The organism is Candidatus Zixiibacteriota bacterium (assembly GCA_036397555.1).
Lineage (GTDB): Bacteria > Zixibacteria > MSB-5A5 > WJJR01 > WJJR01 > DATKYL01.
The window spans coordinates 1-22,818 of record DASWIS010000024.1 but is presented as its reverse complement, the minus strand read 5'-3'; the positions used below and the strand labels follow the sequence as shown (position 1 = coordinate 22,818).

Genomic DNA, 22,818 nt, shown 5'->3' with positions numbered 1-22,818 from the left:
CCGGCAACTCTGGGACATACAGAACGGCCCTTCACCAATGCCATGCCGAGCCGTGCCGATTGCTCCGCGCCACCGGACTCCGTACCTTGCCGATGACCGCACGTCCCCGATGGTCATCGGACGGTCGATTCGGACTCAGAGTGAACACACATACAGCGCAACGATCAGACGCTCCGCAACTTTTGGACGACTTGAATCCGCCCCAACGCGAGGCAGTCACTTACGGCGAAGGGCCGCTGTTGATCTTAGCCGGCGCCGGATCGGGCAAGACGCGCGTCATTACCTATCGCATTGCGTGGCTTTTGAACAACGGCACCCATCCGCAGCAGATCCTGGCGGTAACATTCACCAACAAAGCCGCCGGAGAGATGAAAGCGCGTGTGCGCGAGTTGGTCGGGCCGGTCGCCGATTCGATGTGGGTGTCGACCTTTCATTCGTTCTGCGCCCGCTTTCTGCGACTCGAGCATGAAGCGGCGCGTCTGCCGCGCGATTTTTCCATATACGACGACGGTGACCGCTCCAGCTTGCTCAAGCGGGTGATCGCCAATCTCAATCTTCCGTCGCGGACCTTCACGCCCGGCTCGGTCGGGAGCGCAATCTCCGGCGCGAAAGACCAATTGCGCGACCCGGCCGCCTTCGCCAATCTCGCCAAGGATGACTACGACCGCCGCATCGCCGAAATCTATCGACAATACCAGCAGCAACTCGACGATGCCGGCGCGGTCGACTTCGATGATCTGATACTGCGCGCAGTCGACGTCCTGACGCACGTTGCGCGTGCCCGTGAGCGCTGGCAGATGCGGTTTTCGTATGTGCTGGTTGATGAGTATCAGGACACCAATGCGGCGCAGGCGCGGCTGATCGAATTGCTGGCGGCGCCGCAAAACAACATTTGTGTCGTCGGTGACGACGACCAATCGATCTACGCCTGGCGCGGCGCCGATATCAGGAATATCCTCGATTTTACATCACGGTTCCCGCAGTCGCAGACGATTCGTCTGGAGCAGAATTACCGTTCGCGCCCGAATATCCTCGAGGCCGCCCACGCGGTCGTCTCGGCCAACATCAACCGTCACCCCAAGAAACTCTGGACCGACAAAGGGCCAGGTGACAAGATCACGCTCATCATGACACCCGACGACCGCACCGAGGCCGAGATGGTCATCGGACGGATCCGTCTGCTGTGCGACCGCGACAACGTCAGCGGCGGTGAGTGTGTCGTGCTCTACCGCACCAATGCCCAGTCGCGCACGTTCGAGGAAGCGTTGCGCCGTTACACGATGCCGTATGTGCTGGTCGGCGGCACGAAGTTCTATCAGCGCGCCGAGGTCAAAGACGTGCTCGCGTACGCGCACTTAACCATCAACGGCAATGACGGCGTGGCGCTCGAACGGATCCTCAACAAGCCGCGCCGCGGCATCGGTGAGGCGACGATCGATAAGCTCGATGCCCTGCGCCGCCGCAGCGCGCGCCGTTGGCTCGATGTGCTGGCCGATTCCGACGCGGTGCGCGAATGTGTCGGTGCGCGCGCCGCGACCGCGATCGGGCGGTTTGTTACCGCCCTCGACGACATCAAAGAGGCCCGAACGCGCATGGGGCTGGCTGAGTGGTGCCGCTACCTGGTCGACACGGTGCAACTGAAGGACGCCTGGCGCGAGGATGATCCCGTCATCGCAACCACGCGTGAGGAAAACGTCGACGAACTCTTCGCCGCCATGGCCGAATACGAACAGACCGAGGATGCGCCGTCGTTGTCCGGTTTCCTCGAAAATGCGGCGCTGGTCACCGACATCGACACTTACCAATCCCAACAGGACGCGGTGACCTTGATGACCATCCACGCCGCCAAAGGACTGGAGTTTCCGGTCGTCTTCATCACCGGCTTGGAGGAGGGACTCTTTCCGTTGTCGCGCTCGATGGAAAAGCCGGAAACGCTCGAGGAAGAGCGCCGCTTGTTCTATGTTGCCGCGACGCGCGCGAAGGAGCGGCTGACCCTGACCTACGCTCGCACCCGACGTCGTTTCGGGTCGATGATCTCGATCAAATCACGCTTCATCGAGGAAATTCCGCGCGACCATCTCGACATCGAGAATCTGATTCCCGACATCGAGCTGGACGGCACCGGCCTGGGATACAATGCCCCCGGACGATCCTGGCGCACCGGATTCATGCAGACTCAGAAGCAAGGACGCACAGTCGCGCGCATCGGCTCGACGGTCGCGGTGCCGCGGACCGGCATCGCCGAGGCGCTGCAAGCCGGATCCATCATCCGGCACCCGCAATTCGGTGAAGGGGAAATCCTCTCGATTCACGGATCCGGCGACGGCACCACTTGTCAGATTTCCTTCCGTGCCGGATTCACCAAGACAATCATGGTGCGCTACGCGCCGCTGGAACTGTTGCGGCCCTGAGCGTCCATTCCCGCTTGACAGTATCTGTGCGATCGGATTTTTTTGGATCGGGGAATCGCGTGACATCGCGTCGCACGCATGACAAGGAATCGATAACACACAAGGAGGCGTTCGGTGGGACGCATACTGGCATTGGGATACGGTGCTCTGTGTTATGTCTTTTTCCTCTATGTCTTCCTCAGTGCCATCTGGTTTGTGTGGACGATGGACGACACGCAGGCCACCATGGTCCCATGGCTCAGGCACATGCTGATCGATGCCGGGCTTTTGTCGCTGTTTGCGATCCAACACAGCGTGATGGCGCGGCATGGCTTCAAGCGGATGTGGCTGAAACTGATTCCCCGCCCGATCGAACGCAGCACCTATGTGCTGGCCGCCAGCATTTGCCTGTGGCTCATCGTGCGTTTTTGGCAGCCGCTGCCGGAGACCGTTTGGGAGATCGAAAGCCCGTTCTGGATCACGGCGCTGCATGTCGTCTTCTGGATGGGCTGGGCGATTCTCTTGATCGCTACATTTCTAATTGACCATTTTGAGTTGTTCGGGCTCAAGCAGGTTTGGATTTATTTCAAAGGACACGAATTCCAGCCGCCGGTATTTGCGACGCCGGGCTTCTACAAGTTCGTGCGCCATCCGATCTACATGGGATTTCTGCTGGGGTTTTGTGCGACCCCGCACATGACGATGGGGCACCTGCTTTTTTCCATCATGACCACCGGATACATCCTGGTCGCGATCCAATTGGAGGAACGGGACTTAATCAGCGTCTTCGGCGAACAATACCGCGTTTACCGCAGCGGCGTCTCGATGCTGGTGCCGGTTCCCAAGGGACGACGCAGCGGTTGAGTTGACTATCATTTGAGTCATTTGCCAGATCGCCATTCGGCGCGTATACTATAGTGACAACTCCGAACCCCGCCCGACCCCGCCATAAAGTCGGGGCGACGGGGACTCGACGGTCGGGGGGGTAACCGCCCGGCCTGCCCGTGTTTGGCAAAGGAGATTATCCACCGTTTGCGACCGATCGACATCGGCAACGATTCGCCATGACGGTCGGTTTTGTGTATGTGGTCCGCGATGCTGTCGGCAACCCTCAAATCCCGAATGGGAACGGTCGATTGCGTCGACCGTTTCGGGCGCCGTCCGCGTTACCTGCGCATATCGGTCACGGCGCGGTGCAACTTCCGCTGCCTCTATTGCGCCCCTGAGAACGACGAACCCGGACGCATCAGTCCCAACGCACTCTCCGATGACGAGATCGTTCGGTTGGTGGCAATCCTGGCGCCACTGGGTGTGCGGAAGGTGCGCTTCACCGGAGGTGAGCCGCTGTTGCGTCCGGGACTGGCGATGCTCATGGCGCGGATTGGACATATGCCCGGCATCAGAACCATCGCGCTGTCCACCAATGCGTACCTGTTGGAAGAGAATCTCGATGCCTTGATTGCTGCCGGGCTGGACACCGTCAACATCAGTTGCGACACGCTGCGCGAGGAGCGCTTCGTGCAAATTACGCGCCGTCACGGCCTGGACCGTGTGCGCGCCGCCATCGACGCCAGCCTGGAGCACCCGCGGATCCGACGCGTGAAGATCAACACGGTCGTCATGCGTGGGATCAACGACGATGAAATCGACGATCTCGCCGGCCTCTGCTTTCATCCCAAGGTCGACGTGCGCTTTATCGAGTTTATGCCGACCGCCGAGGTTGCTTACTCACGCGACATGCTGGTGCCGGAGCGTGAACTCCGCGACCATTTCGGCCCGCGGTTGCGTCCGATCGACAACGGCGATTCGGCCGCGCCCGCCAAGCTGTGGACGCTGCCCGACCGCCCCGGCCGCATCGGCTTCATTTCCACCATGACACACAAGTTTTGCGCCGATTGCACGCGCATTCGCATCACGGCTGACGGCCGCGTTGCGAACTGTCTGTTTTCGGAAACGTTACTGGACTTGCGTGCGATGCTGCGCGGCGGCGCCGATAACGACGAGATGCGGGACTCCCTCGCCGGCTACTGGCGCACGAAAGCGCCGGCGCACCGCCTCGAAGATCCGTCGTTTCTCGGCCGTCCGACCATGATCGCCGTCGGCGGCTAATTCCCCGGCGCAACTCGCACCAATCCGGCCTCCGGATCCCAGCGATCATATTGCATGTATCGCGCCGTGAGTACTGCGACTTCGTCGCCGAAAATGCGCGCCACCAGGTGCAACGCTCCATCGATTCCCGCAGAGACCCCCTCGGTCGTGATGATGCGTCCGTTGTCGACAAAACGGACGCTATCGCGCACGGTGGTATTGGGGAACGCGCGCCGGAAATCGTCGATTGCGCCATACCATGTGGTCGCATGCAGACCGTCGAGAGCGCCGGCTTTCCCAAGAACGAACGCTCCGGTGCAGACCGACATGGCGTAATCGGCGGTGGAGACGACTTGCGTGATCCAACGCATCATCGCCGTGTCATCGGTGGCATTGCGAACGCCGCCGCCGGGCAAAACGATGATATCGGGATCGGGGCAGTCGGCGATGGTGTACTCGGGGATGATGGTGACAAAGCCCTGGCTCACCACGTTCCCCGGCTTTGAGGCAACGGTATACACACGCGTCGAGCGCCCCTCCTCTGCCGCAAATGACCCGGCCGCGGAGAAAACCTCCCCTGGTCCGGCAAAATCGAGCAGTTCGGCGCCATCCCACAGGACCAACGCCACCTGCAGAATGTCGCGCAGACGGATCAGCGGCATTCCGCATCCGGAGCAATTCCCCGCCTCAGAAAAATGCAGCGTGTCGCAATCGCCTCGACAGGGCGGGCAGACCCACGCATCGGCATCCGGCGTCGCCGCAAGGGCTTCAATGGAGCCAACCCCGGTTGGCACTGCCATAACGAGCATTGATAGAGTGGCCCACAATCTGAGATTGAACATCCGATCCTCCTCGTCCCTTGTGACTTACGCCGAGTTGCTGATCGATCGTCTGATCTCTTAGACGCTGCCCGGATATCAATGGTTAACAGTAATCTTCGATTCCGCGTCCTTTCGATGCAGGCAGTGATTAGTCCGATTGACGTAGCACAGACCAAGGGAGGGACAATGACACGCCGACACGGTAATGCCACGACCGCCATCACCACGGTTGCCATCGTCGTTTTCGGGGCGCTGTCCGCGTTCGCCGGACCGCCGCTGTTGTGCCACCGATTCGATCTGGGCGATGCCCAAACGATCCCGTTCGGCGAAGAATCCTGGTCGGACATTCAGTCCGGACTGTCCGCGGAGGAGATTGTCGTTCAAACGCTCGATGTATTGTCCCCCAGCGCTCCGATCCTTGTCCGCATGGAAACGCTGCGACGGGCGTCGATCTACGCGAAGAAGACCGACGGTGTCGGCGCTGCCCTGTTGATGCAGTTGTTGGCGCGTCAACTGCGCGAGGGAGCTGACAATCGCGCTCACGCCCTGCTGCAGTTCGACGTCGGCTATCTTCTGGCGACGTGCGAACAACTGGGTGGCCGGTCGCCCGGACTGCCGGATTGGCTCGGTGGCGCGCCCGCCCTGCCGTCACTGCAAAACGTGAGCGGCTACGACCTGCTGCGTCGGGCGGAGCCCTTGCTGGGCGAGGATCCGCAGTTTCACTTCGCCTGCGCCGTGGTCACCGCGTACCCGCGTGAGAGCCGATTCACGGATCACTTGCGCTGTGCGATCGAGGGCACGGAAGACAACACGCCGTTGGCCCGCAACATTGTCGCAGTCTTCGGCGACGGTCGAACATCCCTGGAGGGGTTGCGTGCCCGCTATGGCGGAATCGATGCCGGCGAACGCCGTTGATTTCGCGTTTAGGGTCAGACACCTTCGACGAATGGCAGAGGCGCGCGTTCGCATCGCAGTCGACGAATCGGCGTTGGTGGCAGCCGCCGCGGCCGGTGACCGTGACGCGTTCGGCCGGTTGTATGAACGCTACGCCTCGATGGTCCATGGCGTTCTGTTGGCCCGCGTGCAGCGCGCGGACGCCGAAGATTTGATGCAGGAGGTGTTCTTGAGTGCGATGCGCCGCCTGGGCGATCTGCGCGACCACGCATCGTTCGGAGGCTGGCTCCTGTCGATCGCGCGCAACCGCGCCAATGATCATCATCGCAAACGACGCGAAACTGACGAACTCGATATGGACGTGGTCGTCGATCACAATTCGACCGACGCGCACGAAGCAGTGCGGGTTTTGGCGCTCCTGCGGGCGCTGCCGGAAGCGTATCGCGAACCCCTGGCACTCCGCCTGGTCGAAGGGCTGACCGGTCCGGAGATCGCCGAGCGCACCGGGATGTCGCACGGTTCGGTGCGCGTCAATCTTCACCGCGGGTTGCAACTCCTGCGCGAGAAACTGGGTGTGAACCATGAACGAGCATAACGACTATTTGTGGGACAAGTCGGGGCAGCCCGATCCCGATATCAAACGACTGGAAGTGTTGCTGGGCCGCTTTCGTTACACGCCGAAGACACGACCAGTACCCCGGCGTTCAGCACCGGTGTGGATCATCCTGCCGCTGGCGGCAGCCGCGGCATTGGTGATCTGGATCGCCGGCCAGTCCCGGCCGGGCGCAAACTACTCCGTGCAACGCCTGACCGGGAACGCGGGGGAAGGATTCACGCAGGTCAGCGGACACTCCGCCATCCGTCAGGGAGAATGGTTGGAGACAATGGAGGAATCGGTTGCCTTAATCGAGATCGGCGACATCGGCAAGGTGCGGCTGGAGCCGAACTCGCGTCTGCGCGTGGTGAACATCGGCCCGAAGGAACATCGACTGCAACTGGCCCACGGGACCCTGCACGCGTCGATCTGGGCGCCGCCGCGTTTGTTCTTCGTGGAGACGCCCTCAGCGGTCGCCGTCGATCTGGGATGCGTCTACACGCTCAGCGTCGATTCGACCGGTCGCGGCTACGTGTGCGTGGAATTCGGCGAGGTCGCGCTCGAATGGAAGGGACGCGCAGTCGTCGTCCCCGCCGGTGCGTTGTGTGAAACGCGCCCACAAGACGGCCCCGGCACACCATTGTGGGCGGGCGCGTCGGATGAATTCCGCGAGATCCTGTCAAAATACGATTATGCCGGCAATGCCGCACCAATTCTCGATACGCTGCTGGCCGATGCCGGAACCTGCGAAGCGTTTACACTCTGGCGACTCCTCTCCGAAGTCGGACCCGAGGCGCGCAGCCGCATCTTCGATCAACTGGCGGAGTTTGCACCGCCTCCGGAGGAGGTCACGCGCGACGGGATCGTGTCGCTGGACTCAACCATGCTGAACATCTGGGGGTACGCACTGGAGCGTGACGAGTTCATCCCCTGCCGTCAGCCATGCTCGCAAGCGCTGTTCGATAATTGGAAAACAGTCAACTGATACCCCCGGCACGACTCTCCGGAATGCAACAGCGGCGTCGACCGTTCCGGTCGACGCCGTTTCATTTCACGCGGGTAAATGTCCCCTGCGACGGATAAGCGGCCGTCGCGCAGAATGAAGCCTTACGTTTCCTTTTGCTGCGTGCGAGACAAGTCGCTCATGGCAGACAGGGATCGCAAAACGCCGTCGCCGGGTCAACGCTGCGAAACGCGACGTCCACAAATCGGATGACATCAAAAACATTGGTGAGGCCATCGCAGGTGACATCGGTCCGTTCATTCGGGCAGGCCGGATCGAACACTCCCGGACTCGCGCGGAAGGCGACGTCAACGGCGGCGACAACGTCGAACACATCGGAAATGGCGTCGCAGACAGGGTCTGCGTGGCAGGGGCAGTCGCACGGCGGCGTCAAAATCGTCAGGATCCCGGCATCGGCAACGGGCGCAAACGTTGTCGTGAACGTCTCGCCCGTGAGGGTCAGCCCGCTCAGCGTGTCGTCGTTCGACAGTGTAATGGTTTCTCCCGCAGGGGCGACCGACTTCAGCGTCATCCAGACACGCAACACCGTCCCCGATCCCGCCGGCAGGGGCGGCGCGCCGCCGCCGTTGTTGGCATTGAGCCGGACTACCATTTCACCGAAGAATTTGTTGTTGAACAGATTCTGCTGTTGTTCGAAATACGCGGTGCGCGTCCCGACCCGGGACAACGAATCGAGCGTGGCCCACGTCGGGACCTGAGAAACTTTGACCGGAATGATCAACTCGGTGATGGGAACGTGATTGGTCAAATCGATATCCCAGGCCACCTGCGTGGTCGGCTGCCCCGACACATCGCCGATTACGGTTGTCTCCGCCAGCGCGGTCACGAAATCTGGCTTGATCGTCTGGCCGCTGCCGGTTGTGGTCTCGATCTCCAGTTGGACACTGTACACGCCCGCCTGATACACGTGTGTGGGAGATGACGCGGTGGAGGTATCGCCGTCGCCGAAGTCCCACACCTGGGACAGAATCGTTCCTGCCGACAGATTGGTGAAATCGACGCTCAACGGCGCGGAGCCGATGGTCGGCGTCGCCGCGAAGTTGACGTTTTGGATGTCGGTTTCGAAGACCATCAGATTGCCCTCGATGGTTGAGGCGTAAATGTGCCCGGTACCGGCGTGCGGATAAACACCCCAGCAGCCCTGAAACCCCGGCGACTCTCCGGGTTTGTAGGTATCGAAGCGGGCCACTTCGGCGGGGCATTCGGGATAGCGGATATCGACGACGGCAACGCCCGATTGGTAATGCGAAATGAACAGGTAGTTCCCGTCGATGTGGGCGTTGTGCGCGAGGTTGCTCGGCGCCAGATACTCGGCAACCAGACTGATGTTTCCCAGATTCTCGGTATTCCAGATCTTGACGGTCCTGAAGGCAGTCTCCTCGGTGGTTGCGACATACCGTCCATCGGCCGTGGGCCAGATGTTGTGGACATATCCGTTCCCCGGAATGAGGGCGAAGCCGATCTGCGTCGGTTGCGACTTGTTGGTCATGTCCCAAATCGAAAACGAGTGACCGTTGCCCTCTGCCGCCCAGACCGTGTCGTTGCGCGCGTACATGTCGTGCATGTCGAACGTGCCGACCCCGGAAAACTCCGCCGGGGATTCGGGATTGGCGAGTGAGATTACGCGAAAACCGTTGTATCCCGGCCTCACCAGATAGGCAAATCCTCTCGCCGTGTCGATGTTGAGGTTGTGGCAACTGACACCCGGGCTGAATGTGGTCACGACGCGCACGCTGTCGGGCAAGAAGCTCATGTCGATGATCTTCAACCCTGTGCCGCACTCACTGACCTCGTAACAATAGTGACGGTAGGTCTTGATGTCCCGCCACGTGCACGATGTCCCGGTCACGAAATCGGCCTGAGTTAACGTGGTCACGTTGATGAATGCCAAACCGTTGCTCGCACCATAGATCGCGTACTCGGTGCCGTCCGGTGCGACCCACCCCCAGCAATCGTTGCCGCCGCCGTAATTGAACGAGGCAATGCTGTCAAACTGGATAACGGGACGCGGCGGGAGCGTGTCGCAATCGATCGCCACGGCAGACGAAGTCGGCATCCACAACAGGGGTGACAGAATCGTCAGAAACAACATCCGGATCAAGAAACGTCGGGGCATTACTGCCTCTCTCATCACCGACAGTCCGTCGGCAGGGTCCAACATCGTCTATAGTTCACAAGGATCGCAAAACGTCGTTTGCGGATCGCCACTGCGGAACGCGACGTCGACCATGGCGACCACATCGAACACGTTCGTCAGACCGTCACAATCGGCATCGGTGCGCGCGGACGGACAGCCGAAGTCGAACGGCGGCGATTCCGCGCGAAACGCCACATCGACTGTTTCGACAACGTCGAACACATCGACGACGCCGTTGCATGAGGGGTCGCCGTAGCAGGGACACTCGCACGGCGGCGTCAGCACGGTCAGCGTGCCCCCGTCGGGCGATGGAACAAACGCGGCGGTCGTCGTTTTCGCATCCAGTTGAATCCCACCACCGACCGGACCGCTGAAATCGTCCGTCGACAGAGTCAGCACCGACCCCGGCGAAGCCGTCGGCAGCAGATGATAGTACACCCTCAAAATCGGACCGGTTCCGGGCGCCAAGGGCGGTGAACCGCCCCCGCCATCGGCGATAAGACGGACATACACCTGCCCGCCCGCGTGGTTGTCATAGGGAATCGTCACAACTTCAAAGTACTCCGTGCGTGTCCCCGCTCGGCTGACGGAGTCAAACACCGCCTGCGACGGCACACCGCTCATCGAGACCGGTATCGTCGTTTCCAGAATCGGCACGTGATTGATGAGCCCGGCCTCCCAGTACCCGGCCTGGCCCGGCATCAACGCGACATCTTCGACCGTGAGCGATTCCGCCAGCGCCGTGACATAATGAGCGTATCCGATCGTGGTCGTGCTCTCCGGAAACGTCACATCCAAGGCGACGTCATAGATCCCCGGCCCGTACGCGTGTGCCCCCACGGTGCCGTTACCGAAGGCACCATCGCCGAAATCCCACGTCTGGCTGACAATATCGCCCTGCGCATAGCTGAGAAAAGACGAACTCAAAGGCGCTGCGCCGACCAGAGGACCGCCGCCGAATCCGACCACACGAATGTCGGTCTCGAAGATCATGATGTTGCCTTCGATGTTCGAGGCGTAGATGCGATTGGTGCCCGCGTGCGGATAGACTCCCCAGCAGCCGTTGTAGCCCGATAACTCGCGATCGGGGTATGTGTCGAAACGCGCCATTTCCACCGGGCACTCCGGGAATGTCAGATCGACGACGACGACGCCCGACTCATAGTGCGAGAGAAAGAGGTACTTGCCGACGATGTGCGCGTTGTGCGCCAGTCCGGACGGCGCGAGATATTGCGCGACCAGCGAGATGTCTTGCAGGTCGGCGGTGTTCCAGATTTTGATCGTGTGTCCGGCGGTTTCCTCGGTTGTGACCACGTACGGCATGTAGTCCATCGGCCAGATGTTGTGCAGGTAGCCCTGCCCCGGAACAGTGACCAATGCCAGCATCTGCGGCGACGACTTGTTGCTCATGTCCCAGATCGAAAACTGCGAATCCCATCCTTCGGCCGCCCAGACCGTATCGTTGCGCGCATAGACATCGTGCGCATCGCCGGTGTTGACCCCGGGCAATTCGGCGGGCGATTCGGGGTTGGCCAGCGAGATCACCCGGAAGCCCGAATAGTTCTGACGCACGAGGTACGCGTATCCCTTCGCCGTGTCGATGGTGAGATTGTGCGAACGGGTCGAACCGCCGGTGAAGGTCCCGACCACGTGCACGCTGTCGGGCAGAAAGCTCATGTCGATGATCTTCAGCCCCGGGCCGCACTCGGTGACTTCGTAGCAATAGTTGCGGTACGACTTGATGTCGCGCCAGATGCAGTTGGGGCCGGAGACAAAGTCGTCTTCCTGCATCGTATTCAGATTGATGAACGCCAGCCCGCCGCGCGCACCATAGATGGCATACTCGATGCCGCCCGGCGACACCCAGCCCCAGCAGTCGTTCCCCTCGGTATAGCCGGTAAACGACGCGATACTGTCGAAGGCGATGACCGTGCGCGGCGGCAATGTGTCGCACGGCCCCACTTCAGCATTGGCGGGAATGGCAAAGATGACTACAACAAGACCACACAACAACAATCGGGGACAGACCGCCATGATGGACCTCTCGTCCGGAACGGGAATACCGTTACTGATGTAAAGTACGCGCACTGCAGGTTGGCCCACTTGTGGTGAGGAGGAGCCGGACCGCCCCGACCATAAATGCCCTGCAAATGTAAGCGTGATTTGGAGTTTTGTCAACGTGTGGAACGTCGCCCCGCCACCGGAACGACCCGACGCACGAGGACTCATGACGCACCCCGTTGCTTTGAGCGCGGGACGGAGGTACCATAAGGACCGGATCGCCCGCGGCACTATCCGTTGGCGGTCAATGCGATAGACCTTTCAGACCACGTGTGGCGGACCGCCTTTACAGGCAAACCACGATTCGCAGTGAGGAGACTCCGATGCCCCCGTCATCAGCCGGTAAGAAACAGGTGATCACCAAGCTCAACAAAGCGCTCGGCTGGGAGCTGCGCGCGCAGGCGATGTACGCGCACTACGCCGTTTACCTGAAGGGATTGGATTCCCTGACGCTCAAGAGCCACTTCGAAGAGGAAGCGACCGAGTCATTCGACCATGCCGCCAAAGTGCGCGACATCATCGGTCAGTTGGGGGGCGAAGCGGTCACGACGCGCGATCCCGCGCCGATCGTCCACACGACGGACACCCGCACGATGCTCGAAGAAGCCCTGAAGACCGAACGCGCCGCCGCGGATTCGTACCGTAAGATTCTGCCGCTGGTCAAAGGCAACACCGTCTTCGTCCACGCGCTCACCCATATCCTCATGGACGAAATGAATGCGGTCGTCGAGGCGGAAGCGCTGCTGGGACGGTAAGGACAGCAACGAATCTCCTGTCGATCGGACCCGCCGCGCTGCTCTGAGTCTCCGCGCGCGGCGGGATTCTGCATGTGGCCGCGCCCGTGCTCAGCCCATGCCGAATTGTCAGGTATTGTCAGACTATGGTCCCCGGGCTGGTTTCCGCTTGGATAGGCGCAATCAGCCGATATATTGGGTTGGAGTCCCTCACAGCCAGGAGTCGTAATTGAAGTCGTCTCGGACCGACACGATAGGGTTGACGGGGAATGACTATCCTCAGGTTTCGCACTCCAATGGCTTGTGGGCAGCGATTCTCACGGTTGCGCTGCTCGCATACCTTAACGGTCGGTCTGTTGGATCATCAGCGAGATCAGGAGCGAGCGCCCGCACAGAAGATGAGCGCGTGAGGACAATCTCTTCCTTGCGGTCGACTCCGTTGTGTGACCCGACCCATTGCCAAGGCGGGATAGTTCCAGACTGGTGCGCCATTCAAGATTCTCCAATACGCATTCAGAACTTCCCACACACTGTGCGAACGACTCCCGCCGGAACTTCTGCGAGCTGCCCGTCGATTCTCGACTTTCCCGTGACATTGGAGAGGATTGCACCTCATTTCGATTCCACCCGGAAGGTCTGGGAACTCTACATCCGCAAGCTCGGTGGCATCGCCCGCCACGACATCGACTCACTGGTCACGCACACAGAGGTAGATGTCCCCATCGACTCAGCGGTCCCCCTGATCGCCGCGGACCTCGATCTGGATGGAAGCGTCGAGCTTGTCTCACAGTGGGGCGACAAGCTCCTGATACATTCGGGTCCCGACTGGACTCTGCGAGCGAGTTGGCGGTGGCCAGGATTCAATATCGAAATGAACCCGGTGCTGACAGAGATCGACGGGGACCTGTACTCTGAAATCTATGTCAATCCACACAGCTTTGGCGTTGGAAGGGCCGTGATAATTGACTATGACACTTCACTGGGCACATTCGTCACGACGTCTGATATACCGGTACCGAACAGCGCGGCCGGGTACCCTGCCGTTGGGGACTTCGACGAGGATGGGAGGGTCGAATTCATATCGGGAAATAACATTTTTGGTTACAGCCTCCTCGAGTGGCAGGCCACGGGACTCTCGTACATAGGGGTCATCACCGACACGGCCTGGGGGGGCAACGCCACTGCGGTAGCTTGTCGTCCTAAACCGGACGGGAAGCTATACGCCCTGCTCGGGCACTCCTCCAGCCAACTCGGGTTTCGCTACCAACTGTTGGAGGCGGTCGATGACAACGAGTTTGTCGTCGCCCACACGTTCCAAGAGCAGACCGGTGCGACCGGTATTCACCCGTGCTGGGCAGCGGACACTGACTGTGATGGTCTGGAGGAGTTGGTTATGCACTTCTACCCCATGGAGCGGCAGTGGGAGTGGGATTTGTTGACCGGACAGTTCATTCACACTTGTGCCTGGGGATTTGACGACTTCGGAAGCCTCGTTCGATGGTACACTATAGATATTGATCAGAATCGCGCGTCTGAGTTTGCGTCTGTCAATCACGCCATCATCTTCCGAGTGTTCCAAGGAGATACATGTTACAACTGTGAAGAGTCGGGAGAATGCATCCCGCCTGGCGAGGATTGCTATTGTCACTGTTTCGCTGATCCTGGCTGTGACGGCCTCTCCAACGTGTTCGATGTTGTCGCGGCAGTCGATGTGGCGTTTCGGTCTGCGGCGCCGATGACGGACCCCTTCCCTCAATGCCCATACGTTCGCAGTGACGTAAACTGCGACGGCGTTACGAACGTGTTTGACGTGATCGCACTGGTCGATGTCGCGTTTCGCAACGGAGTTCCCGCCCAGGCGTTCTGTACTCCCTGCCCATAGCACACCCATTCAAGGAGGAACAAATGCGTAGCAAGGAATGCTGTTTCAGGGCACTCAGGCCTGTTAGCGGCTTGGCGACATGGGCAATGGCAGTGATGCTTGTCATCTTAGGTCGCGCCGTAGTGTATGCCGATCCACCGGTCGTTGATTCAATCTGGCCCGGCGATTCCGCAGTGGCAGTGCTGTCGGACGAGACCATTACAGCGTCCTTCAGCATGCCGATGGACACGAGCACCTTAAACGACACGACTTTCCTGGCCACTGGGTCAATCTCCGGCGGCATTACCGGTACATTCGAATTCGATACAATGACGAACAGCGTCATCTTTGTACCCGATTCGCTCTATGCCTCGACCGAAACGGTGTATGTGGAATTGACGACCGCGATTCAATCGATATTCGGTGACACCCTGGAATCCCCTTTCACTTGGGAATTCTACACGTGCGAGAGTCCCACGGTCGTTGATCGTGAACCTGGGACGGGCGAAGTCAACGTCCCGGCAGATCTGGCAGAAATCAGAGTGACCTTCAGTCGGGCAATGGATACGTCCTCGATTACCGAGCAGACATTCATGGTGTGTGAGTTCATTGCCTTCGATCCCTGCCGGATCATCATCTGCACCTGGGACGGCGACTCCTACACGGATTACATCTGCGAATTGCACCGAATGACCGGCCCGCAGCCGGAGAAGATTGCCGCACTGCTGAATGAATTCGCCTGGACGGACTGCCCCGATGCCCGCCCGGTGCAGCGACCTTGAATCTGGACGTCGGCGCCGCCCGTTGCGGACATTCACTCCAGTAACCCGCATGGCGGCTTTCCCCATGTCCCGACCTACTCCCCCGCCGTCTTAAGAATCCGCTCCAGCGCCGTCGAATCAACCGGCAGCAATCCCGCCGGGATTAGGCGAGGCAGCAGCTCGACCCAGCGTGATTCGCTTGCGAATATGCGCCTGAAAACCGGCAGCGCGTCTTCGATGCGTCCGGCGGCGGTGAGCGTGACTGCGTGCCAAAAGGGAATCTCGGCGATCTGCGGCGCCAGTTTCTCAGCGCTGCCATAGGCGATCGCGGCCGAATCCCATTGGCTGTGTTCGGCGTAGACGTCGCCGCGATTCATCCAATCGTAGGCCAATTGCAGATCGTAGAGGCGACGCAATTCGACCAGTGGCGTAGGATGGTCCTCCACGCGCAGCTCGATCAGCTTTCCCTGCCAGCGTTGCGGGTGACGTTTCCCATCCACGACGAGGATCGCCGCTGATTGCCGTCCGCGAATGTCGCCGCCGACCGCTTCGGCCGCCTCCAGCGCGGCCAGCATCCGTTCTGCAAGCGAGCCCGTGGCCGTGCGATATGCCTGTGCCATTGCCGTCGGGACGATCGAGTCGGCCATCAGATTGGCCTGCACCGAAAAGCCGCGCCCAGTAATGTGCCCGGCATAGGCGATGCACCGTTTGCCGGTGTGCACTGCGACGTTGCCGTTGGCGTCGACGATCGCCACCTGACGGACCTCGCGCCCCGAATCGGCGGCCAGCATCGCGGTCAGCGCCAATGCCGCACTTTCACCGGCGCGCAAGTGATCCAGCCCGTCAGGACCGTAGTCGATCCTGACCAGCGATTGGGTCGCGACCGCGCCGACGCCCGCCTCGGCCCAGGGGACAATCGGCCCGACCGAAAACCAGTGCGACTGCACCGCCACCCCCATCTGGCCGGTGGCCGAGTCGCGCGCGACAATCGAGTACGTCGAGACCGGACGGACGGTGTCGGCGTGAACTTCAGCGGAAACAAGCAGTGCCAGTACAGCGACCACCAGACCAAGAAAGTGCCGATTTGTCATCAGTCCCCTCCCTGTGATGTTGCGTCGTGGAAGATACGAGAGTCGACGCCGTACGACTACATCACAGACTCGACCGGGGAGGCGCCGATCGGTTGTGGGGGCACGACGGGCCGTGCCCGTTGTCGCAGGACGCGTACGTTGCGGCTTGTGTCACAGGGAAAGTCGGCTGCAATAGAGAACCGGTCCCGCGGCATCCTCCACGGGACCGGCTGATCGAAAACCCCGCAGCGCGGGGCGATGACTTACATCATCATCATGGTCTGTTTGCGACGCGAACTCGCTTTCCGTGCGGTTTTGCGACGCGCGACCTTGCGTGCTCCGGCTTTGCGAGCGGTCTTGCGTGTGCTCTTGCGGCCGGTGGCCTTCTTGGCGGTGCGGCGCTTGCGCGTCGTCGCCTTCTTCGCGGTTTTACGGGTACCCTTGCGCGCGGTCTTGCGACCGGTGGCTTTCTTCGTGGTGCGACGCTTACGCGTCGTTGCCTTCTTCGCGGTCTTTCTGCGTTTCACTGGCATCTGGCTTTCACCTCCTTAGCGGTGGTCTGAAGTGTACCGTCGGTTGGTTGCCTAAGATCTCCTCAGATCATTGCCTCATTCACGTCCGGGCCGCGGCGCACCGATCGTGCGCACATGCAGCGTGCGCGACCCGAAGTTCATCACATGCACGTTGATCCATTGGCGCCGTTGCATGATCCCGGTCGGGTCGGGTGGCAACGGCTCCCGGGCGGATGTCACAATCACCCCGTGACGGCCGGCTGCTTCAAAGACCGTCCCGCCGGAGAGGGCCTGGACCGGCCCCGCCCAACGTCGCAGTGCCGCTCCGACCATGGCCGCCGCGGTCGTGGCAACGGGGACTTCTCTGGAGTCGGCCTGACGGGCCGCTTCGATCCCGCTGCGGTAGATTTGGTCGGCCGTGCCGAGGTCTGAATTCTTCATGACGGAGTCCGCCAAGCGATGCCCCTTGGCTGGAGCGGGCAATCTTGTTGGCGCATCGCCACTTACTGGGGCGACACCACCAGCATGATCCTGTCATCGGACACCAGCAAGATTTTTTTCAGCAAAAAAGTGATCCGAGACGCTGGTTTGTAACATAAGTGTTACTATTTGACCTTAGCGGGGCGGCCGGGCGGGAGAATCAATAGGGGGCAGCGGCGGAACGGCCATTTCGCTGTTAGTAACGAAGATGTTACTGTTTTTGTGCATTGTTGTCTTCGCCGTCGTCGCCCTGTGCCGGCGCGGCCGATTCCGGCTCCGCGTCGCGCATCAGACGCCACCATTGCGCGCGGTGCACGCCCAGGTGCCGTGCCGCGCGCGCCGGCTGCGGTCCGACCGCTTTGCGCACCGAGGCGACGAACGCCGCCGACAGCGCGCGCTGCACCGAGGCGCGCACGCGGCGAAACGCCGCGTAGTCGCCGCCGCGCCCGGCGCCGACCGAGGCGCGCACACCCTGCGCGGCCTGTTCGATCCAGTCCGACGTATCCAGGGGCGCCGCGATCACCTCGGCGGCGAAGTCTTCCGGCAGATCGCCGGCGCCGATCAACGGTCGGCCGGACATGAACACCGCGCGTTCGATGATCTGCGACAGTTGGCGGATGTTTCCCGGAAAGGAGGCCGCCAGCAGCAGCGCTGCCGTGTCCTGGTCGATCCCGTCGATGCGCTTGCCCGCGCGATGTCCCGTCTCGATCGCAAATCGTCGCGCCAGTTCCACGATGTCGCCGGCGCGTTCGCGCAACGGCGGCAGCGCGATGCGACCGGCCAGCACGAGATAAAAGAGATCTTCGCGGATGCGGCCGTGCGTTACCGCGTCCTCGATATGCTGCGTGGTCGCCAGCATCAGGCGAATATCGGCGCGGCGGGCCTTGCGTTCGCCGACCCGTTCGAATGTCAGCTCGTTGAGGAGTCGTACCAGTTGCACCTGCAACACATTGTCGAGCGCCGCCAGTTCGTCGATGTACAGCGACCCGCCCTTGGCCAGTTCCAGATCGCCCGGCCGATCCGTGAGCGTGCCATCGGGTTCAACCCGATGGACACCGAAGAGTCGCTCCGCGACATGCGGTTGCGGCAGATCGGCGCCGCGCAGAACCACGAACGGTTTACCGGCCCGGGCCGAACGCGCATGAATCGCCCGCGCCAACGTTTCGCGTCCGGTGCCGATCTCCCCCTCGAAGAGAACGGGCCCGTCCGATGCCGCCAGCCGTGCCGCCAGTGCAACCGCCTGCCGCAACGCGGGCGATTCCCCCCGCAGGTGATCGAAGCCCTCGGGCCGCAAGCCGATACCGGGCAGCGCGCGCACTCCGGCGCCGACGCGCGACGCCAGGGCACGTCCCAGCCGCGAAACGATGCGTTCGGCAACGGCGATCTCATCTTCGTCGAAGGGGTGCGCGCCGAGGCGCCGTCCCATGACCAGCGACCCGTAGTGGCTGTCGCGATGCGCGATCCCCACAGCCAGCCAATGCGTCATGCGGCCGTGCGCGCGCGCATCGGCACCGACTGGACGCCCTTCGATGACGATGCGTCGCCCGTCGGACGCCCCCGTCAGCAGATGCTCGCACAATTCCAGATCCGACGCCAGGGGCCAGGCCCGGCGCCCGGGACGCGCGGTGGTCACACGCAGGCCCCCGTCGGGGACGATGTCGTGCAGGTTCATCATCGCGCCGTCGTTGGCGATGACAGGGGCCAGCGCGCGGAGTGTCTCCGTCAGACACGCTTCAACCGATTCCGCCGCATCGAAACGTTCGTCCAGCTCAACCAGCGTCCGCAATTGCAGCCGTTCGCGTCGCGACACGTCCAATTCGGCGTCCAGCGCAATCTCCGATTCGGCACCGCGCGCCCAACGCCCCTCCAGGCGCTGCGCCAACAGTTCCCACTGGTGCCGCAGCTCCTCGAAGCGCCGTTTCCATGGCGACGACGCTCCCCGTGCCGGGAGCGAGCGCGCCAACAGTGAGCGAAAACGGGACAGTTCGCGCTTCAGGCCCGCGTGTTCGGCGGACCAATCAAACCGTGGCGGCGGCGTCGGAGATCGGCTCATCTGTCTGCGAGTGTGGCCGCACGGGACCCGACTGTCAAGACGTTCCACAGGAAACCGACAAGCGTCCCCTCGATTGACTTGGGTTGATGGCGTCTGGTACCGTAGCTTTCCGCGGCAGAGCCGGAGCCGATGAACCTTCCCAACAAACTGACGCTGTTGCGCATCGCGTTGGCGCCGGTCTTCATGGCGCTGATCTTAATCGACGACACCCGTGCCAAGCTGGCATCGCTGATTGTGTTCGTCGTTGCGGCGCTGACCGATTTGGGCGACGGCTATCTGGCGCGCAAAAGCGGGCGGGTTACCGGATTCGGCAAGTTCATGGACCCGTTGGCCGACAAGATTCTCATCTCGACCGCGCTGATCTCGCTGGTCGGTTTGGGGTACGTGCGCGGCTGGATGGTGATCGTCATCATCGCCCGCGAGTTTCTCATCACCGGCTTTCGCTCGCTGGCGGCGTATCGTGGCATACTGATCGTACCCTCGTTCGGCGCGCGGTTGAAAACCGCGTTGCAGATGGTGACCGTCAGCGCGATCCTGTTATTTGTTTATTTGAAAGCGATGCTGGTGCCCCTGGGACACCACTGGACGATCTTTGAGAGCACTCGAACGATGCTGGTGTTCGATATTCTGGTTACGATCACGATGCTCGTCACGGTCATCACCGGCATCGACTATTTCGTGCGTCATCTGAGCTTGGTCAAGAGCGTGTTGAAGTAGGATGCGGCACGATGATTTGCAGGGTTTTGTAGGGGCACGACGTGTCGTGCCCTCACAGCATTAAGGGCACGGCGCGCCGCTTGTCCTGAGCGAAGCGAATGGGTGCCCCAACGGATCAACAAAGGGACTAGTGTCACACGAGGTCACGAAGAGTCCTGCACGGGTGTCGGAGAGCGCTCCCGGCCCCTGGTCGCGCAATCCCATGGTCGCGCTCCTGGCGACCGGCCTGGGCAGCGGCATGATCCGTCCCTATTCGGGAAGCTGGGGCTCGATCCCGGCGGTGCTGGTCGGCTGGGGGATCCTGCGCACCGGCAATGACGCTCTGATGATCGTCTCGACCGTGGCGATGATCGTCTTGTCGGTCTGGGTCTCGGCGCGCGCCGAGCCGTTGTTCGGCCACGACTCCGGACGCATCGTCATCGACGAATGGGCGGGCGCATTCGTCGCCCTGCTCGGTTTGCCGACTCATTGGCACATGATGATTCCGGTCTTCGTGCTCTTTCGCATCTTTGATGTCGCCAAACCCTGGCCCTGCCGTCGCCTCGAATCGCTCACCGGCGGCTGGGGTGTCACAGCCGACGACATCGGGGCGGGGGTGTATACCAATGTCGCCTGCCGACTGCTCTTCCTGTTCACGCCTGCGTGGTTTTGACACAGCATGACTATCGAACTGCTCACCATCGGCTCTGAGCTGCTCGCCGGGCGCACGCTCAATAGCAACGCGCTCTTCATCGGTGATGAACTCTCGCGCGCGGGACTGACTCTCTCACGGCAGACATCGATTCCCGATCAACACGAGATTATCGTCGCGACATTGCGCGAGTGCATCGAGCGCGCCGATTGGGTGATCGTGTCCGGCGGCCTGGGGCCGACCAACGATGACGTGACTAAGAACGCATTGTCGCACGTCTTCGAACGTCCCTTGATCTTTCATCCGGAGATTCTCGAAGCGCTCAAGGCGCGGTATCAGAAACTCGGCCGCACGATCACGCCGCTGTTGGACACGCAGGCACTTTTACCCAATGATGCCGAGTTTATCCCCAACGAGTACGGCACCGCGGTGGGCATTGTGCTGACCGAAGGCAGGACAACCGTTGTGGCCGTCCCCGGTGTGCCCCGCGAGATGGAGCCGATGGTCCGCGATGTGATCATCCCGCGCATCGCGGCGCAAGCCAAGACCCGCTCACAAACGATCACCTGGTCGACCGTCGGCTGGCCCGAGTCGCGGCTGTATGAAACGCTCTCCCGTGTCATGGCCGACAATCCCGAGGTCGAAGTCGCGTTCCTGCCCTCGGAATTGGGCGTGCGACTGCGATTCACCACGCACGGTCCCGATGCCGAAACGACTTTGCGGCGATTCACCGATGCGGCGCGTCCATTGGTCGCCGAATCACTCTATGCAGAAGACGATGTGGGGCTGGAAGTGGTCGTCGGACGGATGCTCCAGCAGCGCGGGTTCACAATCGTGCTCGCCGAGTCATGCACCGGCGGCCTGATCGCCAAACGGCTCACCGATGTCCCCGGATCGTCGGCGTATGTCTGGGGCGGGTATGTGACCTACGACAACCGCGCCAAGACCGACATGCTCGGGGTGAATCCTGAGTTAATCGCCAAGCACGGAGCAGTGTCCGAAGAAGTCGTGACCGCCATGGCCAAAGGCGCGATCGCCCGCAGCGGCGCCGATTGCAGCATTGCGGTGACCGGGATCGCCGGTCCCGACGGCGGCACCCCCGACAAGCCGGTCGGCACTGTTTGGCTGGCAACTGCCATAAAGGGCGACTCAGTCTCCACCAAACGCTTCAACCTTCTTGGCGATCGCGAAGTCATCCGCGCCCGTGCCGCCCAGGCGGCGCTCAACATGCTGCGGGGGCGGCTTTTGTAGGACGTGCTTGGTCCGCCCTACGACTCCGGCCAATGTGCAGCCCAGGCGTCCTCGCCTGGGCAGATTCAGTCATCAGAAAACACCATGCACAAAGTGTGCTGTGCGTATGTTTATATGGAAATATGGTTTCACGATGAAATGCAGCGGAGGAGCAACGTGTCAGCAGTCAAAATTGGTACCAGCAGGCAGATCGTCATCCCCAAGAAGGTCTACGACCAGCTCCATCTGACCGCGGGGGACTATCTCGAAGTCGAGCTCAAGGGGGATAAGCTCATCCTGACTCCCAAGGAACTGATCGAGAAGCGCCTTGCAGAGGGTCTCGAAGACATCAATAAGGGCAGGGTTCATGGACCCTACGCTACAGCGAAGGAAGCAACACAATCTCTGCGTGGCTCACGCCGAACCCGACGCAAGTAGATGCGACTAGTCTACTCCGAGCGTTTTCGACGCAGTTACGAGGAAGCGCCGCCGGGAATTCGACGCGCCATCGAGCGCCGCCTGACGCTCTTGATGGGCAATCTTCGCCACCCGTCACTCAGGGCCAAGAAGTATGACATCAAACGAGGCATCTGGCAGGCGAGGGTCAACCGGGGTTGGCGTTTCTACTTCGTGATCGAAGGAGACACGTATCAGTTGATTGACGTCATCCCACACCCGAAGTGACTCAATGGCCCCGTGTGCCGGCGAACAAACATGTTGCGGCGTACGCGGAGTGACGTCAGAATCGGGAATCTCGTG

Annotated in this window: 21 protein-coding genes; 14 read left to right on the top strand and 7 right to left on the bottom strand. The window is 61.2% G+C overall.

Annotation, left to right across the window (positions count from 1 at the left end):
• Positions 1 to 140: 140 nt before the first annotated feature.
• The 3 genes from VGB22_07560 to moaA all read left to right on the top strand — a co-directional run bounded on the left by VGB22_07560 (position 141) and on the right by moaA (position 4,499).
• Positions 141 to 2,411, top strand: a complete 2,271-nt coding sequence (locus tag VGB22_07560) for a UvrD-helicase domain-containing protein (protein HEX9751121.1) — start codon at positions 141 to 143, stop codon at positions 2,409 to 2,411.
• Between the two features lie 114 nt (positions 2,412 to 2,525).
• Positions 2,526 to 3,254: an isoprenylcysteine carboxylmethyltransferase family protein gene (locus VGB22_07555; protein HEX9751120.1), complete on the top strand. Its 729-nt coding sequence runs from the start codon at positions 2,526 to 2,528 to the stop codon at positions 3,252 to 3,254.
• Positions 3,255 to 3,485: 231 nt separating this feature from the next.
• Positions 3,486 to 4,499 carry a GTP 3',8-cyclase MoaA gene (moaA, locus tag VGB22_07550; protein HEX9751119.1) on the top strand — a complete coding sequence of 338 codons (1,014 nt, stop codon included), beginning with the start codon at positions 3,486 to 3,488 and terminating at the stop codon, positions 4,497 to 4,499.
• Here moaA and VGB22_07545 read toward each other — a convergent pair.
• Complete coding sequence (locus VGB22_07545) at positions 4,496 to 5,140, bottom strand: DJ-1/PfpI family protein (GenBank protein HEX9751118.1); 645 nt, start codon at positions 5,138 to 5,140, stop codon at positions 4,496 to 4,498. The two genes, moaA and VGB22_07545, sit on opposite strands and share 4 nt — an antisense overlap.
• Before the next feature lie 345 nt (positions 5,141 to 5,485).
• Between VGB22_07545 and VGB22_07540 the strand changes: the two genes are divergently transcribed.
• From VGB22_07540 to VGB22_07530, 3 genes are read left to right on the top strand one after another with little or no spacing between them, the layout of a single operon-like run.
• A complete protein-coding gene (locus VGB22_07540; GenBank protein ID HEX9751117.1) occupies positions 5,486 to 6,214 on the top strand; it encodes a hypothetical protein in 729 nt (242 codons plus the stop codon).
• A gap of 31 nt (positions 6,215 to 6,245) precedes the next feature.
• Positions 6,246 to 6,788: a sigma-70 family RNA polymerase sigma factor gene (locus VGB22_07535; GenBank protein ID HEX9751116.1), complete on the top strand. Its 543-nt coding sequence runs from the start codon at positions 6,246 to 6,248 to the stop codon at positions 6,786 to 6,788.
• Positions 6,775 to 7,773: a FecR domain-containing protein gene (locus VGB22_07530; GenBank protein HEX9751115.1), complete on the top strand. Its 999-nt coding sequence runs from the start codon at positions 6,775 to 6,777 to the stop codon at positions 7,771 to 7,773. Before VGB22_07535 ends, VGB22_07530 begins: the two co-directional genes overlap by 14 nt.
• Positions 7,774 to 7,930: 157 nt before the next feature.
• Here VGB22_07530 and VGB22_07525 read toward each other — a convergent pair whose 3' ends face one another.
• On the bottom strand, positions 7,931 to 9,928 hold the full coding sequence (locus tag VGB22_07525) for a choice-of-anchor B family protein (protein ID HEX9751114.1): 1,998 nt from the start codon (positions 9,926 to 9,928) through the stop codon (positions 7,931 to 7,933).
• A 48-nt stretch (positions 9,929 to 9,976) separates the two neighbouring features.
• Positions 9,977 to 11,983 carry a choice-of-anchor B family protein gene (locus tag VGB22_07520; protein HEX9751113.1) on the bottom strand — a complete coding sequence of 669 codons (2,007 nt, stop codon included), beginning with the start codon at positions 11,981 to 11,983 and terminating at the stop codon, positions 9,977 to 9,979.
• 350 nt (positions 11,984 to 12,333) lie between these two features.
• Here VGB22_07520 and VGB22_07515 point away from each other — a divergent pair, with 350 nt between their 5' ends.
• The 3 genes from VGB22_07515 (at position 12,334) to VGB22_07505 (ending at position 15,387) form a co-directional block, all read left to right on the top strand.
• Positions 12,334 to 12,765: a ferritin-like domain-containing protein gene (locus VGB22_07515; GenBank protein HEX9751112.1), complete on the top strand. Its 432-nt coding sequence runs from the start codon at positions 12,334 to 12,336 to the stop codon at positions 12,763 to 12,765.
• Positions 12,766 to 13,615: 850 nt separating this feature from the next.
• Positions 13,616 to 14,626 carry a hypothetical protein gene (locus VGB22_07510; protein ID HEX9751111.1) on the top strand — a complete coding sequence of 337 codons (1,011 nt, stop codon included), beginning with the start codon at positions 13,616 to 13,618 and terminating at the stop codon, positions 14,624 to 14,626.
• Between the two features lie 86 nt (positions 14,627 to 14,712).
• Positions 14,713 to 15,387: an Ig-like domain-containing protein gene (locus tag VGB22_07505; protein ID HEX9751110.1), complete on the top strand. Its 675-nt coding sequence runs from the start codon at positions 14,713 to 14,715 to the stop codon at positions 15,385 to 15,387.
• A gap of 74 nt (positions 15,388 to 15,461) precedes the next feature.
• Here VGB22_07505 and VGB22_07500 read toward each other — a convergent pair whose 3' ends face one another.
• From VGB22_07500 to VGB22_07485, 4 genes are all read right to left on the bottom strand, one after another.
• Positions 15,462 to 16,457 (bottom strand): DUF1028 domain-containing protein, encoded by a 996-nt coding sequence (locus tag VGB22_07500; protein HEX9751109.1) that lies wholly within the window; start codon positions 16,455 to 16,457, stop codon positions 15,462 to 15,464.
• 242 nt (positions 16,458 to 16,699) lie between these two features.
• On the bottom strand, positions 16,700 to 16,969 hold the full coding sequence (locus VGB22_07495; protein ID HEX9751108.1) for a hypothetical protein: 270 nt from the start codon (positions 16,967 to 16,969) through the stop codon (positions 16,700 to 16,702).
• 75 nt (positions 16,970 to 17,044) lie between these two features.
• A complete protein-coding gene (locus tag VGB22_07490) occupies positions 17,045 to 17,389 on the bottom strand; it encodes a hypothetical protein (GenBank protein HEX9751107.1) in 345 nt (114 codons plus the stop codon).
• A 250-nt stretch (positions 17,390 to 17,639) separates the two neighbouring features.
• A complete protein-coding gene (locus VGB22_07485; GenBank protein ID HEX9751106.1) occupies positions 17,640 to 19,481 on the bottom strand; it encodes a sigma 54-interacting transcriptional regulator in 1,842 nt (613 codons plus the stop codon).
• 129 nt (positions 19,482 to 19,610) lie between these two features.
• On the opposite strand from VGB22_07485, the gene pgsA reads away from it, so the two are divergent.
• The 5 genes from pgsA (at position 19,611) to VGB22_07460 (ending at position 22,743) form a co-directional block, all read left to right on the top strand.
• Positions 19,611 to 20,198, top strand: coding sequence for a CDP-diacylglycerol--glycerol-3-phosphate 3-phosphatidyltransferase (pgsA, locus tag VGB22_07480; protein HEX9751105.1), 588 nt, complete (start codon positions 19,611 to 19,613; stop codon positions 20,196 to 20,198).
• A gap of 130 nt (positions 20,199 to 20,328) precedes the next feature.
• A complete protein-coding gene (locus VGB22_07475) occupies positions 20,329 to 20,850 on the top strand; it encodes a phosphatidylglycerophosphatase A (protein ID HEX9751104.1) in 522 nt (173 codons plus the stop codon).
• 6 nt (positions 20,851 to 20,856) lie between these two features.
• A complete protein-coding gene (locus VGB22_07470) occupies positions 20,857 to 22,080 on the top strand; it encodes a competence/damage-inducible protein A (protein HEX9751103.1) in 1,224 nt (407 codons plus the stop codon).
• Between the two features lie 156 nt (positions 22,081 to 22,236).
• Entirely contained in the window at positions 22,237 to 22,497 is a 261-nt protein-coding gene (locus VGB22_07465) for an AbrB/MazE/SpoVT family DNA-binding domain-containing protein (protein ID HEX9751102.1), read from the top strand.
• Positions 22,498 to 22,743, top strand: a complete 246-nt coding sequence (locus tag VGB22_07460) for a hypothetical protein (protein ID HEX9751101.1) — start codon at positions 22,498 to 22,500, stop codon at positions 22,741 to 22,743.
• The last annotated feature ends 75 nt before the right edge of the window (positions 22,744 to 22,818 follow it).

Coding starts and splice junctions, on each gene's coding strand:
- moaA (HEX9751119.1), top strand. CDS start 3,486: ATGCTGTCGGCAACCCTCAAATCCCGAATGGGAACGGTCGATTGCGTC.
- VGB22_07545 (HEX9751118.1), bottom strand. CDS start 5,140: ATGCCGCTGATCCGTCTGCGCGACATTCTGCAGGTGGCGTTGGTCCTG.
- VGB22_07540 (HEX9751117.1), top strand. CDS start 5,486: ATGACACGCCGACACGGTAATGCCACGACCGCCATCACCACGGTTGCC.
- VGB22_07535 (HEX9751116.1), top strand. CDS start 6,246: ATGGCAGAGGCGCGCGTTCGCATCGCAGTCGACGAATCGGCGTTGGTG.
- VGB22_07530 (HEX9751115.1), top strand. CDS start 6,775: ATGAACGAGCATAACGACTATTTGTGGGACAAGTCGGGGCAGCCCGAT.
- VGB22_07525 (HEX9751114.1), bottom strand. CDS start 9,928: ATGCCCCGACGTTTCTTGATCCGGATGTTGTTTCTGACGATTCTGTCA.
- VGB22_07520 (HEX9751113.1), bottom strand. CDS start 11,983: ATGGCGGTCTGTCCCCGATTGTTGTTGTGTGGTCTTGTTGTAGTCATC.
- VGB22_07515 (HEX9751112.1), top strand. CDS start 12,334: ATGCCCCCGTCATCAGCCGGTAAGAAACAGGTGATCACCAAGCTCAAC.
- VGB22_07510 (HEX9751111.1), top strand. CDS start 13,616: ATGAACCCGGTGCTGACAGAGATCGACGGGGACCTGTACTCTGAAATC.
- VGB22_07505 (HEX9751110.1), top strand. CDS start 14,713: ATGGCAGTGATGCTTGTCATCTTAGGTCGCGCCGTAGTGTATGCCGAT.
- VGB22_07500 (HEX9751109.1), bottom strand. CDS start 16,457: ATGACAAATCGGCACTTTCTTGGTCTGGTGGTCGCTGTACTGGCACTG.
- VGB22_07495 (HEX9751108.1), bottom strand. CDS start 16,969: ATGCCAGTGAAACGCAGAAAGACCGCGAAGAAGGCAACGACGCGTAAG.
- VGB22_07490 (HEX9751107.1), bottom strand. CDS start 17,389: ATGAAGAATTCAGACCTCGGCACGGCCGACCAAATCTACCGCAGCGGG.
- VGB22_07485 (HEX9751106.1), bottom strand. CDS start 19,481: ATGAGCCGATCTCCGACGCCGCCGCCACGGTTTGATTGGTCCGCCGAA.
- pgsA (HEX9751105.1), top strand. CDS start 19,611: ATGAACCTTCCCAACAAACTGACGCTGTTGCGCATCGCGTTGGCGCCG.
- VGB22_07470 (HEX9751103.1), top strand. CDS start 20,857: ATGACTATCGAACTGCTCACCATCGGCTCTGAGCTGCTCGCCGGGCGC.
- VGB22_07460 (HEX9751101.1), top strand. CDS start 22,498: ATGCGACTAGTCTACTCCGAGCGTTTTCGACGCAGTTACGAGGAAGCG.